A 17,372-nucleotide genomic window follows, 5' to 3' on the forward strand; every position below is an offset into this window, starting at 1 on the left:
ATGAGCGCGACGCGACGCACCGTTCTCGCCGGGCTGGCCGCCGCGTCCGCGATCGGCGCCGCGCCGGCTCGGGCTGCCATACGCCGCCGCCCGATGCCCGAGGGATTCTTATGGGGCGCGGCGATCTCCGCACACCAGAGCGAGGGGAACAACGTCAATTCCGATAGCTGGCTGCTCGAGAACCTGCCCGAGACGGTCTATGCCGATCCATCGGGTGACGCGTGCGACAGCTATCATCGCTACCAGCAGGATTTCTCGATCGCCAAGTCGATCGGGCTGAACTGCTATCGCTTCGGCGTCGAATGGGCGCGGATCGAGCCCGAGCCGGGCCAGTTCTCGCAGGCCGAGCTTGACCATTATGCCCGGGTGCTCGCCTCGTGTCGCGCGCATGGGTTGTTGCCGATCCTCACCTACAGCCATTTCACCGTGCCGCGCTGGTTCGCAATGCGCGGCGGCTGGGAAGTGCCCGATAGCCCGGACCTGTTCGCCCGCTTCTGCGATCGGACGACGCGCGCGCTTGGCGACCAGATCGGCATGGCATCGCCGTTCAACGAGGCGAACATCCCGCTGCTGATCAAGGTGCTGCGGCCGATCATCACGGCCGAAGCCCGCGCCAAGCGCGACGTGATGATCGCCGCCGCCGCAAAGGCGACCGATTCGCCGAAATTCTCGTCGATCCTGTTCGCCGATCCGGACCGGATCGACGCCAATCTGCTGGAGGCGCACCGCCGGGCCTATCAGGCGATCAAGGCGGGGCCGGGCGACTTTCCCGTCGGCATCACGCTCAGCACGCAGGCGATCGAGGCGGTGGGCGACGACAGCGTCGCGCCCGAGATCGAACAGATGCTCTACGGCGGCTGGTGGGACGCGGTGAACGCCAGCGATTTCGTCGGCGTGCAGCCCTATTTCCGGCTACGCTACGATGCCAAGGGGCTGGTCGCCAATCCGCCGGGCACGCCGATGACCGCGGCCGGATACGAATATTATCCGCAAGCGCTGGGTGAGGTGATCCGTTTCGCGGCGCGCAAGACCGACAAGCCGATCTATGTCACCGAGAGCGGCATCGCGGCGGACGATGACACGCGGCGCATCGCCTGGCTGGATGCCTGTGTCGCCGAGGTCGAGCGTTGCCTCGACGAGGGTATCAAGGTGCACAGCTACATCTACTGGTCGCTGCTCGACAATTTCGAATGGACCAAGGGCTATCGCCAGCATTTCGGGCTGGTGTCGGTCGATCTCAAGACTTTTGCGCGCACGCCCAAGCCCAGTGCGCACCATTTTGCCCAGATGATCAAGGACCGTGCCTAGCTGGCGATCGGTTCAGTCCGCGGTCGCCTCGGTCAACAATTGGCGGAACGCCACGATGGTCGTGGCCACCGCTTCGGGCGGCACGCAGCGGGCATCGTCGTCGCTGACATGGTGGAAGCGGTGCACCCCGAAAATGCCGGCCACCGACCGATAGCCGGCGGCGAGGATCGGCGTCAGTTCGCCGGCCGACAGCACCTTGCTCGAATAGGGCGATTCAAGCCCCGCAAGACCGGCGAACAAGCGGCGCGCGGCGGGCAGCAGGGCGGGGCTCACTACCAGATATCGCTGGGAATCGGTGCCGCGTATCGGCTTGAGGCCGAACAGCCCCTCATGCCAGTCGCGCGCGGCGAGGTTGGCGCCGAGATGCAGCCAGAAGCGGGTCTCATCGGGCCGGGGTGCGATGGTCTGCAGCGACTGTTCGGCGCCGAGATTTTCATATTCGTGACCGCTGTTGCACAGGAAGGCGAGATTGTAGCCCGGCAGTGCGGCCGGCGCCCAGCGGGCAAGGTCCAGCCACGCCGCGATCCCGCCGCCGCGCTCTCCCGCGCAGCTGAACCAGCCCGACCGCGGGGTGGAGACGACCACCCACCGCTTGCTGCCGCGATCGAGCCGACCGATCAGGTTGAAGGCGGTGCGCTGGCCTTGCTCGCCCGACAGCCGGACGGTCGCCGGTCGGTGCTGCATCGCTGCGGCCAGGAACGGCGCTGCGTCGGCGGGCGCGATCACGCCGACGGGCCCCGGAAACATCGGTGCGCGGCCATCGGCGTTGAGCGCGATGACCTTGCCGGTCGGACCGTTGGTAATGACGACGGCCGCCTTTGCGCCAGCGGCGAAGGCGGCGTCGACCGGCACGCGCACCGGCTTCGCCAGCGCCGACGACCAGCGACCATAGGGCAGATCGACCAGCGCAATCGCTCCAGCCAGCGGTGCATCGGCCCGGCCACCGGCATCGACCCGCACCAACGGACCCGACACGCCGTCCTCGGTGGTCGGCACGACGATCGGTTGCGGCCACAGGGTAGCGCGTGCGTCGCCGGCTGTAATCTCACATTGCCCTGGATCGAAACAGGGCACCGACAGATCGTGCGTCTCGACGACAAAGCCGGTGCGGCCGATTTCGTCCGCCAGCCAATGCCCGCAGGCGGTGTCGCCGGCGCCGCCGGATTGCTTGCTGCCGAAGCCGATATACCGCGCGAGATCGTCTTCGACACTTGCGACCTCCTGTGCCTTGGCTGCTGCCGTCAGGCTTAGCGGCATTGCCGCCGCTCCGGCGAGGAAACTGCGCCGCGTCGGCCCTGCCATAGCCCTCTCATCTCCCTCCTCATCGGCGCCTCCCAGCGGGCGCATTTGAATATTGACTATCGTAGCAGCGAATATTGACGGCGCCACCTGCAACGTGACAGTCTCCCATCCCGGCTTCGTGGTCGAGTCCCGCTGGAAAAGCGGGCAGGCCCGCCGATGGCCAGTGCGCGAGAGAGGACTTGGGGATGATCACGAAATTGATGGTGTTGGCCGCGGGCGCATTCCTGTTTCATGTCTCGCCGGCGTCGGCGCAGTCGAGTGCGCCAGCGCAGATTGACTATGCCAAGCCATCATCCTGGGTGTGCCGGCCCGGACGGCCAAAAGATGCCTGCGGCCGATCGGATCAGGATGCCACGGTGATCGACGGCGACGGCTCGACGCATATCGAACGGTTTCACGCCGATCCGAACGCGCCGATCGACTGCTTCTATGTCTACCCAACCGTCTCGCTGGACCCCGGCGGCAATGCATCGGCCAAGATTGAGCCGCAGCAAGTCGCGGTGGTCGATCAGCAATTTGCGCGCTTCGCGTCGGTGTGTCGGCCCTATGCGCCGGTTTATCGACAACTCACGCTGACAGCGCTGCGGGCGCGCCTGAAAGGCCATCCGATCAATGCCGACCGGGCGCTCGCCTATAACGATGTGAAGGACGCATGGGATTATTACCTCGCGCACGACAATCATGGCCGTGGGGTCGTATTGATCGGACACTCGCAAGGGTCGCTGGTGCTCGCCGAACTGGTCAAGAAGGAGATCGACGGCAAACCGATCCAGCACCGAATCCTGTCGGTGATCCTCGCCGGCTACCGACTGGAGGTGCCGGTCGGCAAGGATGTCGGCGGGGATTTCAAATCGATCCCCTTATGTCGTTCGGCCAGCCAGATCGGCTGCACCATCACCTTCGCCTCGTTTCGCGCGGACAGCCCGCCGCCGCCCGACGAGCAGATCTTCGCGATCTCGTCCGGGCCGGGCCTGCAGGCCGCCTGCGTAAATCCGGCGGCACTGGCCGGTGGTTCGGGGCCGCTGCACGCCTATCTCGCCTCGGGCACGCAGCGGCAGGTCGCCGACGGCGTCCAGCCTGGCGCATGGACCGACCCGCCCACCAAGATCACCACGCCGTTCGTCGAGGTGCCGGGCCTGATCAGCGCCGAATGCCGCAGTGAGGACGGGCATGATTTCCTGGCCATCAGCCTGCACCCAACTCCCGGCGCGCGGACCAACACGATCGTCGGCGACGTCGTGGTCGACGGTCACATTCTGAAGGACTGGGGGCTGCACCTGATCGACATGAACCTGACGATGGGCAATTTGATCGATATCGTCAGGCGGGAAGGGGAGGCGTACCGCCAGCGGAGGCAATAATCCGTTCGCGCTTTCCTGGAGGTGCTTAGCCGGCGGCCGAGCGTTCCGCTTTCCGGTGGGCGACAAGCTCGTGGAAACCGGCTGCCATGAACAGCGCCATGCGCTCCTTGACCGCCGCGAAATCGCTCGACCGGCACAGGCCGTGGGACAGCTTGTCGATGCGGCCGGTCCGCGCGAGCGTCAGCATCAGCGCGCCGGTGACGAAATGATATCCCCAGAACACGTCTTCCTCGGGGCAGTCGGGCAAGGCCTTCTTGAGCAACTCGATCAACCGCAGCACGACCGGATCGAAATATTCGTCCATCAGGTCAGCGCCCCATTCGGGCGTGTTCGCCACCTGCGCACCCAGTGCGGCATAATTGCGCCAGCCTTCGCCGCCTTCGATGTAGAGGTCGAGATCGGTATCGAGGAAGGCGCGCAGCGCCCCCTCGACGGTCGGCTTGCCACCGCTTGCCGTATCGTAATCGTCGAGCGCCTTCATCCGCCGCTCGTTGGTCACCGACGCGCGGCGCGAGAACACCGCGTTGAACAGGTTCTCCTTGTCCTTGAAATAGTAATTGAGCAGCGTGTGGTGGACGCCGACGCGTTTGGCGACATCCTTCAGCGTGACGCCGTACAGGCCGTGCTTGGAGAACAGATATTCCGCCGCGTCGAGGATCTGCTCCATCGTCTCGGCGCGCTGCTCGGCCTTGGCGGAGCGCCGGCGCGGTTTCACGTCCTTGGCCACCAATTCCCTTTCGTCTCCGTCGCCTGCGCCGAGCATAGACGCTGCATCAAGCATCGCTCGGCCGTCGACGCAAGCCGCGCGACGGTCGAGCGATCCCTGTGCCACGGCTAGCCGGCGCGCGCCACCGCCGGTGCGGTGCTGCCCGCGCTGGCCAATTCGCGCTCGGCCTGGGTGAAACCATAGGTCGGCACGATCTCGCCGGTGCGGTCGCCGATCGCGTCCCAGTCGGCGATCACGCGCTCGGCGGCATCGTCGCCGGCGCCGATGAAGCAGCCGTCGGTGAGCGTCACGTTGGCGCGCGCGAAATGGCCCGCGCCGGCGCACAGGATCGCCCGGGTCGGTGCGTCCTCGCCGACCAGCGCCACAAGGCCGGGGCTGACCAGCATCGGGTCGAGCTGCTCGAGCCCGGCCTCGGACAGCACGCCTTCGGTCATCTGCGTCGCCGCGGTGGGGGCGAGCGCGTTGACGCGGATGTTGTATTTCTCGCCCTCGATCGCGAGCGTCTGCATCAAACCGATCAGCCCCATCTTGGCGGCGGCGTAATTGGCCTGGCCGAAATTGCCGTACAGGCCCGACGACGAGGTGGTCATGACGATGCGCCCGTAGCGCTGCTCGCGCATCGGCTCCCACACCGCCTTCGAGCAGATCGCCGCGCCGATCAGATGGACTTCGAGCACCAGCCGAAAATCGGCGAGCTCCATCTTGGCGAAGCTCTTGTCGCGCAGGATGCCGGCATTGTTGATCAGGATGTGCACGCCGCCCCATTCGCCGATCGCCCGGTCGACCATCGCCGCGACCGCAGTCTCGTCGGTCACCGATGCCGCCACCGCGATCGCGCTGCCGCCGGCTGCCGCGATCTCGTCGACGACGCGCTGCGCCGCATCGATATCGAGATCGTTGACGACGACGCGGGCGCCGTAGCGCGCCAGCGTCAGTGCATGGGCGCGGCCCAGGCCGCCGCCCGCCCCGGTGACGATTGCAACACGCGAACTCAGCATCATTGGTCGCTCTCCTTGATCGTTCAAAGCTGCGCCACGCCCTAACGCAACATAAGTTGGCTCACAAGCGAGTGAATGATGGAAATGAGAGTCCGCGGCAGCGGAGGGGTTTATTCACACGCGTGATAGTGAGCCTTGACACCGTCTATTCCCGCACGGCATGGTCACACCGCATAGAGCCGGCAAAACGATCGGTCAGCGGGAGAGGTGGATATGGCCGGTCAGGCTGCAGTACGGGTGGGCTCGGGCATGGCTCTGGAATCCAGCCAAGACGGCGCGCGCTGAGCGATGGCCGCGACCGACCCCGTGGCCGCAATCGGCGCCGTCGTTGCCGATCCATCACCCGCTGCCGCGAAGCCGACCGCCCGCTCGTGGGGCGTGCTGATCGTGTTGTGCGGCGTCTACGTGCTCAATTTCATCGACCGCTCGCTGCTCGGCACGCTGGCCAAGCCGATCCAGGACACGCTGCACATCACCGACGGCCAGTTGGGGCGGATCGGCGGGCTGTATTTCGCCTTGTTCTATTGCTTCATCGCCATCCCGATCGGCTGGTTCGCCGACCGGACGAGCCGGGTCAACGTGCTGTCGCTGGCCTGCGCGATCTGGAGCGCGGCGACATCGTTCTGCGGGCTGGCGACCAGCTACACGCAGCTCGTCGCGGCGCGGATGATGGTCGGGTTCGGCGAGGCGGGCGGGGTGCCGCCATCCTACGCGATCATCACCGACAGCTTCCCGCCGGGGCGGCGCGGCACGGCGCTGGGCATCTACAATCTCGGGCCGCCGATCGGCGTCGCGCTGGGTGTCGCGTTCGGCGCGTCGATCGCGGCGGCGTTCAACTGGCGCGACGCGTTCGTCGCGATCGGGGTGAGCGGCGTGGTGGTGGCGATCGGCATCAAGCTGTTCGTGCGCGAACCCAAGCAGGGCGGCCTCGACGCGCAGCCGGTGACGCCCGGCAAGGCGGGGTTCTGGGAAACCTGCACGATGTTCTTCACTCACCCCGCGCTGATGCTGGCCGCGCTGGGCAGCGGCGCGACGCAGTTCATCACCTATGGTGCGGGCAATTTCACCGCGTTGTTCCTGATGCGCGAAAAGGGCATGACGCTCGACCAGATCGCCATCTGGTACGCGCTGGTGGTGGCGATCGCGATGAGCGGCGGGATGGTCGTCTCGGGCTGGGTGGTCGACAAGTACGTTCACCGCACCAAGGCCGCTTATGCGATCGTGCCGGCAGCTTCGCTGGCGCTCGCCATTCCCTTCTATCTCGGTTTCGTGTGGAGCCCGTCCTGGCCGCTGGCGATCCTGCTGCTGGCGGGGCCGATGTTCCTCAATTACTTTTACCTGACCTCGTCGATCGCGCTGGTGCAGGAGGAGGTGCGGCCCGATCAGCGGGTGATGTCGGGGGCGCTGCTGCTGCTGGTGATGAACTTCATCGGCCTCGGCCTCGGCCCGACCTATGTCGGCGCGGCGAGCGACTATCTGCACGCGGCGCATCCGCATCACTCGCTGCAGATCGCGCTCTACACACTGACGCCCTTCTATCTGATCGCCATCGTGCTTTTCCTGTGGCTCGCGCGCTTACTGCGCCGTGAGGACCACGCCAACCGGGGGACCGCCGCATGATAAAGTTTCACCTGCTCGGCCTCGCCGCCGCCTGCTGCCTCGCCGTCGGGACCGCACAGGCCGCCACCGGGCCCGTGGTCGATGCGCCCGCGGGCAAGCTGCAGGGCAAGACCGATGGCGACCTCAACGTGTTCAAGGGCATTCCCTTCGCCAAGCCGCCGGTCGGCCCGCTGCGCTGGAAGCCGCCCGAGCCGCTGGCGCGCTGGGATGGGGTGAAGCAGGCGACGGCGTTCGGCCCGGCCTGTATTCAGCCCTCGCCGGCGGGCAAGAGCGTCTATTGGGACAATCCGCCGCCACAGAGCGAGGATTGCCTGACGCTCAACATCTGGGCGCCGGCGCACGCCAAGAACGCGCCGGTGTTCTTCTGGATCTATGGCGGCGCGCTGTGGAACGGCGCCAGCAGCGACCCGATGTACGATGGCGAGAAGCTTGCCGAGCGCGGGGTGATCGTGGTGTCGATCAACTATCGTCTGGGGGTGCTCGGTTGGCTGGCGACGCCGCAGCTGAGCGCCGAATCGCCCGACGGGATTTCCGGCAATTACGGGCTGCTCGACCAGATCCAGGCGCTCGAATGGGTGAAGCAGAATATCGGCGCGTTCGGCGGCGATGCCGGCAACGTCACCATCGCCGGTGAATCGGCAGGCGCGCTGAGCGTGATGTACCTGATGAGCTCGCCGATGACGCACGGGCTGTTCGCCAAGGCGATCAGCGAGAGCGGCTATATGGTCACCGTGCCCGACCTCAAAACACCGGCGCACGGCATGCCCTCGTCCGAGCGGATGGGGCAGGCGGTGATGGCCGCGGTGAAGGCGCCCGACATGGCGGCGATGCGGGCGATGGACCCGAAGACGCTGACTGCGGCCGCGGCCGCCGCGCATTATTTCCCGTTCGGCGCGGTCGATGGCGAGGTGCTGCCCGAGCAGCCGGTCACCGCGTTCGACAAGGGCGACCAGGCGCATGTGCCGGTGCTCGCCGGCTTCAATCAGGGCGAGATCCGCTCGCTGATGGTGCTGGCGCCGCCACCGCCCGCCAGCGCGGCGGATTACGAAAAGACGATTCGCGCCAAGTATGGCGATCTCGCCGATGAATTCCTCAAGCTCTATCCGGCGAGCGACATGAAGGAGAGCATCATCGAGACGACGCGGGATGCGCTCTACAGCTGGTCGGCGGAGCGGATGGTGCGCAAGCAGACCGCGCTCGGCATCCCGTCCTACCTGTACATGTGGGATCACGGTTATCCGGCGATGGACGATGCCGGGCTGCACGCCTTCCACGCCAGCGAGCTCCCCTTTGTGTTCGGCACCACCGGCGCGACGCCGCCCTTATGGCCGAAGATCCCGCCCTTCCCGAAGGAGCGGGCGCTTTCCAGCGCGATGATGGATTACTGGACCAGCTTCGCCCGCAGCGGTACGCCGACCGCGGAGAATGCGCCCGACTGGCCGGCCTTCGACGGTGACGGCGCCTACATGCACTTCACCGACGCGCCGCATCCGGCGACCGACCTGTTGCCGGGAATGTATACGCTCAACGAGGCGGTGATGTGCCGGCGGCTGGCGGCGGGCACGCAGCCGTGGAACTGGAATGTCGGTCTCGCCGCGCCGCCGCTGCCGGCCAAGACCGAGGGCTGCGACTGACGCGTCAGCCGGCATCCTCCTTCAGCGACAGGATGCCGGCGGCCATGAAGCGCGCCATGCGTTTCTTCACGGCGAGGAAGTCGTCCGAGTGGCAGACGCCGCCGGACAGGCGGTCGATGCGGCCGGTGCGCGCCAGCGTGTTCATCAGCGCGCCGGTGACGAAGTGATAGCCCCAGAAGATATCCTCCTCCTCGTAATCGGGCAACGCGCGCTTCAGGATGCTCACCAGCTTGAGCACCACCGGATCGAAATACTGGTCCATCAGCGCCGCGCCCTCCGGGGTGTTGCTGAGCCGCGCGCAGAAGGCGGCGTAGTTCATCCACGGCTCGCCGCCCTCGCGATACAGATCGAGGTCGGTATCGAGAAAGGCGTGCAGCGCGCCCTCGACGGTAGGGCGATCGCCGACCTCTTTCTCATAGGCGTCGAGCGCGGCCATGCGGCGGCCGCTGGTGCCGCCGGCCCGGCGTTCGAACACCGCCTCGAACAAGTCTCGCTTGTCCTTGAAATAATAATGCATCAGCGTGGTGTGGATGCCGACGCGCTGCGCGACGTCGCGCAATGTGACGCCATAGAAGCCGTTCTTCGAAAACAGATATTCGGCGGCGTCGAGAATCTGCTCCAGGCTCTCGGCGCGCTGCTCCGCCTTGCTGCGGCGGCGGCGTTTGGTCGGTGCTGTCGCCATCGCCTATCCCTGTTGATGGCGGGATCGGCCGTATCAAAACCGTGCAGGACGCGCGTTCAACGACCGACCCGCCGGCCGGTGATCTTTCCGTCCGCGTAATCGGCACGCAGCCGGTTCTTGTCAATCTTGCCCGACGCTGCCAGCGGCATCGCCGGTACCTCGACGACCTCGTCGGGCAGCCACCAGTCGGCGACGTGGCCGCGCAGCGCGTCGATCAGCTTGCCCGCCTCGACGCGCTCGCCGCGACACGGCTCGACCACCAGCACCGGGCGCTCGCCCCATTTGGGGTCGCTGCGGCCGATCACCGCGACCAGGTCGATCGTCGGATCGGCACCGACGATCGCCTCGATCTCGGCCGGATTGATCCACTCGCCACCGGACTTGATCAGATCCTTGGCGCGGCCGCAGATGGTGAGATTGCCGGCGGTATCGATCATCGCCAGGTCGCCGGTGTCGAAATAGCCCTCTTCGTCGAGCGCGTCCGCCTCGGCGCCGTAATAGCGATCGACCACGCTCGGCCCCTTGACGCGGAGATGTCCGAGCGTCCCGCGTTGCTCGGCCAGGGTGACGCCGTCGGCGTCGGTCAGCTTGAGGTCGAGGCCCATCGGCGGGCGGCCCGAGGCGCTAGTCGCTGCCGACGCGCCGGGTGGGGCGATGGTCCCGACCGGCGACAATTCGGTCATACCCCAGCTGGTCTGCACGCCGGCGCCGAGCCGCTTTTCGAGCCGCCGGATGAGCGCGTCCGGGCAGTTCGAGCCACCGATCAGTACCCGCTTCAGCGCCGGCAGGTCGCCACCGGCGGCGTCGAGATGGTCGACCACGCCGAGCCACACCGTCTGCACGCCGATCGCCAGGGTGACGCCTTCGTCGCGCATCAGCCGCGCCAGGCTCTCGCCATCGGTATGCCGCCCCGGCAGCACCAGTCGAGCGCCGACCGCGGGCGCCGCGAACGGCATGCCCCAGCCATTGGCATGGAACATCGGCACTGCGAGCAGCACGACGTCGTCTCCGGTCAGGCCGGTGGCGTCTGCCTGCAGCGCGCGCAGGGTGTGGAGATAGTTCGAGCGGTGGGTGTAGAGCACGCCCTTGGGCGCGCCGGTGGTGCCCGAGGTGTAGCACAGCCCGGCCGGTGCATTCTCATCGAAATCGCCCCAGGGAGCCGCAGCGCCATATTCCTCGAGCAACGCCTCGTACAGCCAGACCTTCGCGGTGGCGGCGATCGGCTCGGCGGGGTCGCCGTCCATCACCAGGATATGCTCGATCGTCGGGCAGAGCGGCGCCAGATCGGCCGCGATCGGCGCCAGATTCGCGGACACCGCCAGCACCCGGTTCTCCGCCTCGTTCACCATCGCCGCGAGATGGGCGACCGTCAGGCGCGGATTTAGCGTGTGGCAGACATAGCCCGCGCCCATCACCGCATAATACAGCTCTAGATGATGCACCGTGTTCCAGGCGAGCGTGCCGATCCGATCGCCCGGCGCCAGCCCCAACGATGCGAGCGCACCGGACATGAGATTGCTGCGCGCGCGCAACGCGGCATAGCTCCTGCGGCCGACGACGCGCCCGGCATCGCCTGCTATGATCTCGTGCGTGCCGTGCCATTTGGCGGCATGGTCGAGGAATTTGTCGACAGTCAGGCCGTAAGGTTGCATCGGTCTTTCGGGAACTGGAAGGGACAAAGCAAGGGCCGGCGATGGACGCGCGTGCCACGCGTCGGCGCCGGCCCCGGGGAATCAGAACACTTTGAGCAGCTTGATGCCGTACTGGCGCGGCGGCCCGGCGAAATAGAGTCCGCTGTTGAGCGCGCCGGCATAATGCTGGTTGGTCAGGTTGGTGGCATAGGCAGTGAGCGACAGGCCGCCATGCGCCCAGGCGAGTTGCGCGTTGAGCACATTGCGTTCGCCGAGCCGGTCGCCCAGCGCCGGATTCTCGAACAAGGTTGCCCATTGTGCGGCGACATGGCCGAAATTGACGCGCGGCGTGATCGTGTCCTTGTCGCCGAGCTTCAACTCGTATTGCGCGCCGATATTGAAGGTCATGTTAGGCGCGTAGGTCTGTTCTTGACCCTTCAGGCTGACGCAATGGGTGCTGGGCGGGCCGGTGGTCGGATCGCACGGCAGAACAGGATCGCTCGGCAAGCCGCTCGCTGGCGTTCGGGAATCAACCGCGTAGAACTGGCCCAACTCGCTGTGCAGGACGTTGATGCCGGCATTGATTGCGAAGCCGCCGAAATGAAGGTTGGCCTCTGCTTCGGCGCCGTAGATCCGGGTCGTATTGGGAACATTCAGTTCGAACCCGAAAGTGGGAATCGTCGGATAGCCCACGATGACCTGGAAGTCCTTATAGTCGTTGTAGAAGCCGTCGAATGACAGGTTGAGATGGCCGGATGCGAAATCGCCTTTCCAGCCCGCCTCGTAGGAGGTCACCCGCTCAGGCTTGAACGGCGCGGGATTGCCGAGGCCCACCGGCACGTTCAGCCCGCCGGGCCGGAAGCCCGTGGCGACGAATCCGTAGAGATATTGTGTCGCGCTGGCCTTCCAGCCGAGCGACACCTTGTAGGAGAAATTGTCCGACGTCACGCGCTGGTCGTCGCGGATGTAGGCGCCATATTGCATCACGTCGACATGGTTGGTCGACCGGCTGGCGGTGTAGCGGCCGCCCGCCTCGATCTTGAGCCGCGGCGTTATCTCGAAGCCGACCTGGCCGAACACCGCCAGCGAACGTTCGGGATTCCGCCCCTGCAGCGAATAGATATAGGCAGGGATGCCGGGCGCCGCCGCGCCGGCCAGATCGATGACGAACTGATAGGGCTTGCGGAACGTGTAGGTGTTCCACAGCCCGAACGCGCCGGCGAGCCAGGTGATGCGCTGGTCGTCTGGCGAGATCAGATTGAATTCCTGGCTGAACTGGAATTCGTGGACCTTGTCGAAAAAGGTTTCGATGCCGGTCGCGGTGCCATCGAGGTCCGCGGTGTAATTGGTGTCGCCGCTGGCGATGCCGCTGACCGAGCGGAACTTGATTCCGTTGGCGAAGGTGTAGTCCATCTTGAGTGACGAGCGGACCAGCTTGTCTCGCGCATCCTGTGGCGAGTTGGCTGTCAGGTGAAACAGATCCTTCTGGGTGTAGGGAGCGGCGGGATAGCCGCCGAGATCGAGATAGGCGGCGTCGGTCTTCCACAGCACCGAGAAATTGTCGCTTGGCTTCCACAGCAGGCTGAAACGACCCGCCATCTCGCCCAGATCGCCATTGTGGCCGCGATAGGGCGCCCCGCCCGGTCCGGTCATGTGGTAGAAACCGTCGCGTTTCTCGCTGTAGATCGCGACGCGCGCCGCCAACGTGTCACTGATCGGCAGGTTGGCCGCGCCCTGCAAGCCGACATCGCTGTAATTGCCGTACTGCCCCTGAATATAACCGTGGACGCCGCCGTCAATGATCGGATCGTTGGTGTTGACGAACACCGCGCCGCCTGTGGCGTTCTGGCCGACGATCGTGCCTTGTGGACCGCGCAGCACCTGGATGTTGGCGACGTCGTAATAGGGCTCCTCCTGGATATAGCCGGGGAAGGTCGGCACGCCGTCGCGATAGGTGATCACACCGGTCGTCGTCTGGGTGTTGTGCTCGGCTTTGCCGATGCCGCGGATATTGAAATCGTTGCCCTGGCCAAAATTGTTGACCACCACACTAGGCATTGCGAACTGCAGCGCGTCGACATTCACAACGCCCTTGTTCGCGAGATCGGCGCCGCTGAGCACCGACGCGGAGATCGGCGTGGTCGCCAAATTCTCAGTCCGGCGTTCGGCGGTCACGACGATGTCGGATGCCTGATTGATCGAGTCGTCTGACGTCGACGACGTTCGCGTGTCCGATGCCGATTGCGGCGAGGTCTGCGCGGCTGCCGTGCCGCACCACGTAAGCGCCAGGGCCGACACCGACAAACACCAAGCGATAGTTTTCATGATCCCCTCCCAAGGAACAGCATCTCAGCGATCTTTGGCGCTGACGATCACACGCTGGCGCAATTTTGCGGTCAATTCAACACTAATTATACAATGAGTGAATATATGGAACGGCAGCGGCGCTTGCCGGCCGTCGCGCAGAATCCCTGATCGAGGTCGCCCGCACGATCGAGCGCGATGGCCGAAAGGCTGTCGGGCTGCCCACCGACGTCGCGGACGAACAAACGGTCGATAAGCGGATCGCGAATTTACAAAGCGAACCCGGCCCGCGGGATGCTGCGTTCAACAACGCCGGCATCCTTGGCACCGCCAGCAGAACACGCAGATTGCCGCGGCGGATCGTGTCGCCCTCCACAACGTATGGAGCGGCGCACGAAAATGCCGCGGCATCGGCAAGCACGGCCATCATCGTTTGGCCGCGGCTGCGCAGACGGTCTTCACGACTGTCTTGGCATCGACTTTGACACGGAGAAGTCGAATACGCGGGCCGACATTGCGCCGGCCGGCCCGCCGCCCTGCAGGGCATAGATGAACCCATATTGTCCGGGATTGAACGGTTGCTGCGGTGTCACCTTGAACACCCCCGGACGGACCATCTCATAGTCAAAGGCGATCCGGTCCTTATCCATCACACCGGTTTTGGCGCCCCCGAGGTTCATGCTGCCGACGCGAGCTTCGCGCCGCCCCTTCTTCTCCAGGCGTGAGCCGACTCGCAGCCTCCACTGAAAACGAACGCGTGATTCATCGCTTCCTCGTTCTGCCCTGGGCGAGGTGAAGAGTGAAAGCCTGTCGCTCTTGACCCGAGCGACAGTACGCGATGTCCCGGAAGGACGGTCTTGCGTCGGCGGTTTCGCCAAGCAGTTGTTGCTGGGTCAGTACTATCCCGCATATCCGGCAAACCAGCCGATTTCCTAATCGCCAGGCACCAGCTTCGGACGCTTCGAAGCCAAAGCCCGGTGAAGAATCGATGACCGTCACCATGCGTCATGCCTCCAGCATAGTGCGTGCCCGGCTACGGCCTCGCCGTCGTCCGGGGGCAGCAGAAACCATACCAATTCGTCAGGCCGTTCCGGGCCGCCGACATCGACGTCAGGTTTGCGATTCACCGGCCGCCGGGCTGATGCCGGGCACAAGAACGTGCTGCTGGCCGAGGCGTGCGTGCCTTGCGTCGTCTGCGACATGGTCCAGGCGCTGAACGAAGTCGGCGGCTGATCCCCCTTTATCCGGCGAGCCCGCCATTCGACGACGGACGCGCCTTTCACCAAGAAAGGAACTTCCCATGACGTTCGCCACCACCAATCCTTATACCGGCGAAGTCCTCAAGACCTTCCCGACTGCGACCGACGAAGAGGTGATGGCGGCGATCGGCCGCGCCGACGCGGCGTTCCGGGGGTGGTGCGAAACCGATTTCGCGACGCGCGCCACGGTGATGCAGGCTGCCGCCGACATCCTGCGTCGCGACATCGACACCTATGCCCCGATCCTGACCCTCGAGATGGGCAAACTGCTGAGCGAGGCGAAAGCCGAGGTCGAGTTGTCGGCCGCCATCTTCGAATATTATGCCAAGAATGCTGAAATGTTGCTCCAGCCCGAGCCGCTACCAGTGTCCGACCCGGCCGAAGGCGAGGCGATGCTGGTCGCCGATCCGCTGGGCGTGCTGCTGTGCATCGAGCCGTGGAACTTCCCTTATTACCAGATCGCGCGGATCATCGCGCCGCAACTGTCGGCCGGCAATACGATGCTGCTCAAGCACGCCGCCAACGTGCCGCAGAGCGCGCTCGCCTTCGAAGCGCTGATGATCGAAGCCGGCCTGCCGGAGGGCGCCTTCATCAACCTGTTCGCCAGCCACGAGCAGGTGCCGCTGATCCTCAATGATCCGCGCGTCCATGGCGTGGCATTGACCGGCTCGGAAGCCGCGGGTTCCGAGGTGGCCGCAATTGCCGGCAAGGCGCTCAAGAAGTCGACGATGGAGCTCGGCGGTGCCGATGCCTTCGTCGTGTTGAAGGACGCAGATCTGGAAAAGACGGTGAAATGGGCGGTGTTCGGCCGCCACTGGAACGGCGGGCAGGTCTGCGTCTCGTCCAAGCGGATGATCGTCGCCGACGAAATCTACGACGATTTCCTGACACGCTACACCAAGGGCGTCGCCGAGCTCCGTATGGGCGACCCGATGGACCCGGAGACGACGCTGGCACCACTCTCTTCGCAAAAGGCCGCCGACGATCTCAAGGCGATGATCCGCAAGGCGGTCGATCACGGCGCCAAGGCGCAGGAAGTCGGCCCCGAGGCGCCCAATCAGGGCGCGTTCGTGCGGCCGACTATCCTGACCGAGGTCGAGGAGGACAATCCGGCGCGCTATTGGGAATTCTTCGGCCCCGTCTCGATGATCTTCCGTGCCAAGGACGAGGTCGACGCGATCCGCATCGCCAACGATTCGCCGTTCGGGCTCGGCGGATCGGTGTTCACCACGGACACCAGGCACGGCGCCGAGGTGGCGAAGCAGATCTCGACCGGCATGGTGTTCGTCAACCATCCGACGATGGTGAAGGCCGATCTGCCCTTCGGCGGCGTGCGGCGTTCGGGCTACGGGCGCGAGCTGCTCGGCCTCGGCATCAAGGAATTCGTCAATCACAAGCTGATCGACGTCGTCGATATCGACGCGCCGTTCTGAGAATTTTTCGGACAGCAAAGGAGTTCGATCATGCAGAAGACCATGAAGGCCGCGGTCGTCCGCGAATTCGGCCAGCCACTGGTGATGGAGGAAGTGGCGGTGCCCGAGGTCGGGCCGGGCCGGATCCTCGTCAAGATCGCCGCGACCGGGGTGTGCCACACCGATCTCCACGCCGCCGAGGGCGACTGGCCGGTCAAGCCCAAGCCGCCCTTCATCCCCGGCCATGAGGGCGTCGGCCATGTCGTCGCGGTGGGGCAGGGCGTCACCCATGTGAGGGAGGGCGACCGCGTTGGCGTGCCGTGGCTCTACACTGCCTGCGGGCACTGCGTGCATTGCCTGGGCGGCTGGGAGACGCTGTGCGAGGAGCAGCAGAACACCGGCTATTCGGTCAACGGCAGCTTCGCCGAATATGTGCTCGCCGATCCCAATTATGTCGGCCATCTGCCCGACAACGTCTCCTTCGTCGAGATCGCGCCGGTGCTGTGCGCGGGGGTGACGGTCTATAAGGGCCTCAAGACGACCGAGACCAAGCCTGGCGACTGGGTGGCGATCTCCGGTATCGGCGGGCTCGGCCATATGGCGGTGCAATATGCCAAGGCGATGGGGCTCAACGTCGTCGCGGTCGACATCGACGACGACAAGCTGGCGCTCGCAACTCGGCTCGGGGCGGAATTGACGGTCAATGCGCGCGACACCGATCCCGCCGCCTTCGTGAAAAAGGCGGTCGGTGGCGCGCAGGGCGTGCTCGTTACCGCCGTCTCGCCCAAGGCGTTCCAACAGGCGATCGGCATGGCCCGGCGCGGCGGCACCATCTCGCTCAACGGCCTGCCGCCGGGCGATTTCCCGCTGTCGATCTTCGACACCGTGCTGAACGGCACCACCGTGCGGGGCTCGATCGTCGGCACCCGGCTCGATCTGCAGGAAGCGCTCGATTTCGCCGCCGCCGGCAAGGTGCGCGCGACGGTAAGCACCGATGTGCTCGACAACATCAACCAGGTGTTCGACAAGATGCACAAAGGCGAGATCGAGGGACGGATCGTCCTCGATTTCGAAAAGACGCCGGCGATGGCGGAACAGGAGACGGCCATCGCCGCTTGACCGTGGCGGGCGGCG

The 17,372-nt window shown here is 65.5% G+C and carries 14 protein-coding genes; 7 read left to right on the forward strand and 7 right to left on the reverse strand.

Annotated elements, in window-relative coordinates; translation table 11 throughout:
* Positions 1-1,308, forward strand: a complete 1,308-nt coding sequence (locus K7G81_RS00060; RefSeq protein WP_223028720.1) for a glycoside hydrolase family 1 protein — start codon at positions 1-3, stop codon at positions 1,306-1,308.
* 12 nt (positions 1,309-1,320) lie between these two features.
* On the opposite strand, the gene K7G81_RS00065 is transcribed toward K7G81_RS00060, so the two are convergent.
* Positions 1,321-2,610, reverse strand: coding sequence for a PA domain-containing protein (locus K7G81_RS00065; RefSeq protein ID WP_223028721.1), 1,290 nt, complete (start codon positions 2,608-2,610; stop codon positions 1,321-1,323).
* Positions 2,611-2,795: 185 nt separating this feature from the next.
* Between K7G81_RS00065 and K7G81_RS00070 the strand changes: the two genes are divergently transcribed.
* The gene (locus K7G81_RS00070) at positions 2,796-3,971 is read left to right on the forward strand and encodes a DUF3089 domain-containing protein (RefSeq protein WP_255586446.1); all 1,176 of its coding nucleotides are present in this window, start codon (positions 2,796-2,798) and stop codon (positions 3,969-3,971) included.
* A gap of 25 nt (positions 3,972-3,996) precedes the next feature.
* On the opposite strand, the gene K7G81_RS00075 is transcribed toward K7G81_RS00070, so the two are convergent.
* Entirely contained in the window at positions 3,997-4,698 is a 702-nt protein-coding gene (locus K7G81_RS00075) for a TetR/AcrR family transcriptional regulator (protein WP_369411995.1), read from the reverse strand.
* A 107-nt stretch (positions 4,699-4,805) separates the two neighbouring features.
* Positions 4,806-5,699, reverse strand: a complete 894-nt coding sequence (locus tag K7G81_RS00080) for an SDR family NAD(P)-dependent oxidoreductase (RefSeq protein WP_223028722.1) — start codon at positions 5,697-5,699, stop codon at positions 4,806-4,808.
* 285 nt (positions 5,700-5,984) lie between these two features.
* Between K7G81_RS00080 and K7G81_RS00085 the strand changes: the two genes are divergently transcribed.
* Positions 5,985-7,316 carry a spinster family MFS transporter gene (locus tag K7G81_RS00085; protein WP_223028723.1) on the forward strand — a complete coding sequence of 444 codons (1,332 nt, stop codon included), beginning with the start codon at positions 5,985-5,987 and terminating at the stop codon, positions 7,314-7,316.
* Positions 7,313-8,950 (forward strand): carboxylesterase/lipase family protein, encoded by a 1,638-nt coding sequence (locus K7G81_RS00090; protein WP_223028724.1) that lies wholly within the window; start codon positions 7,313-7,315, stop codon positions 8,948-8,950. Before K7G81_RS00085 ends, K7G81_RS00090 begins: the two co-directional genes overlap by 4 nt.
* A 4-nt stretch (positions 8,951-8,954) precedes the next feature.
* Here the strand turns inward: K7G81_RS00090 and K7G81_RS00095 are convergent, their stop codons facing one another.
* The 3 genes from K7G81_RS00095 to K7G81_RS00105 all read right to left on the reverse strand — a co-directional run bounded on the left by K7G81_RS00095 (position 8,955) and on the right by K7G81_RS00105 (position 13,588).
* The gene (locus tag K7G81_RS00095) at positions 8,955-9,632 is read right to left on the reverse strand and encodes a TetR/AcrR family transcriptional regulator (protein WP_223028725.1); all 678 of its coding nucleotides are present in this window, start codon (positions 9,630-9,632) and stop codon (positions 8,955-8,957) included.
* 56 nt (positions 9,633-9,688) lie between these two features.
* A complete protein-coding gene (locus K7G81_RS00100; protein ID WP_223028726.1) occupies positions 9,689-11,284 on the reverse strand; it encodes an AMP-binding protein in 1,596 nt (531 codons plus the stop codon).
* 81 nt (positions 11,285-11,365) lie between these two features.
* Entirely contained in the window at positions 11,366-13,588 is a 2,223-nt protein-coding gene (locus K7G81_RS00105; protein ID WP_223028727.1) for a TonB-dependent receptor, read from the reverse strand.
* 101 nt (positions 13,589-13,689) lie between these two features.
* Between K7G81_RS00105 and K7G81_RS17965 the strand changes: the two genes are divergently transcribed.
* On the forward strand, positions 13,690-14,052 hold the full coding sequence (locus tag K7G81_RS17965) for an SDR family NAD(P)-dependent oxidoreductase (protein ID WP_223029438.1): 363 nt from the start codon (positions 13,690-13,692) through the stop codon (positions 14,050-14,052).
* Here the strand turns inward: K7G81_RS17965 and K7G81_RS00115 are convergent.
* The gene (locus K7G81_RS00115; RefSeq protein WP_223028728.1) at positions 14,026-14,247 is read right to left on the reverse strand and encodes a hypothetical protein; all 222 of its coding nucleotides are present in this window, start codon (positions 14,245-14,247) and stop codon (positions 14,026-14,028) included. The two genes, K7G81_RS17965 and K7G81_RS00115, sit on opposite strands and share 27 nt — an antisense overlap.
* A gap of 620 nt (positions 14,248-14,867) precedes the next feature.
* Here K7G81_RS00115 and K7G81_RS00120 point away from each other — a divergent pair.
* Positions 14,868-16,259 (forward strand): NAD-dependent succinate-semialdehyde dehydrogenase, encoded by a 1,392-nt coding sequence (locus K7G81_RS00120; protein WP_223028729.1) that lies wholly within the window; start codon positions 14,868-14,870, stop codon positions 16,257-16,259.
* A gap of 30 nt (positions 16,260-16,289) precedes the next feature.
* Positions 16,290-17,357: an alcohol dehydrogenase AdhP gene (gene adhP, locus K7G81_RS00125; protein ID WP_223028730.1), complete on the forward strand. Its 1,068-nt coding sequence runs from the start codon at positions 16,290-16,292 to the stop codon at positions 17,355-17,357.
* Positions 17,358-17,372 lie beyond the last annotated feature (15 nt).

Source organism: Hephaestia mangrovi (assembly GCF_019880555.1).
Taxonomy (GTDB): Bacteria; Pseudomonadota; Alphaproteobacteria; order Sphingomonadales; family Sphingomonadaceae; genus Sphingomonas; species Sphingomonas mangrovi.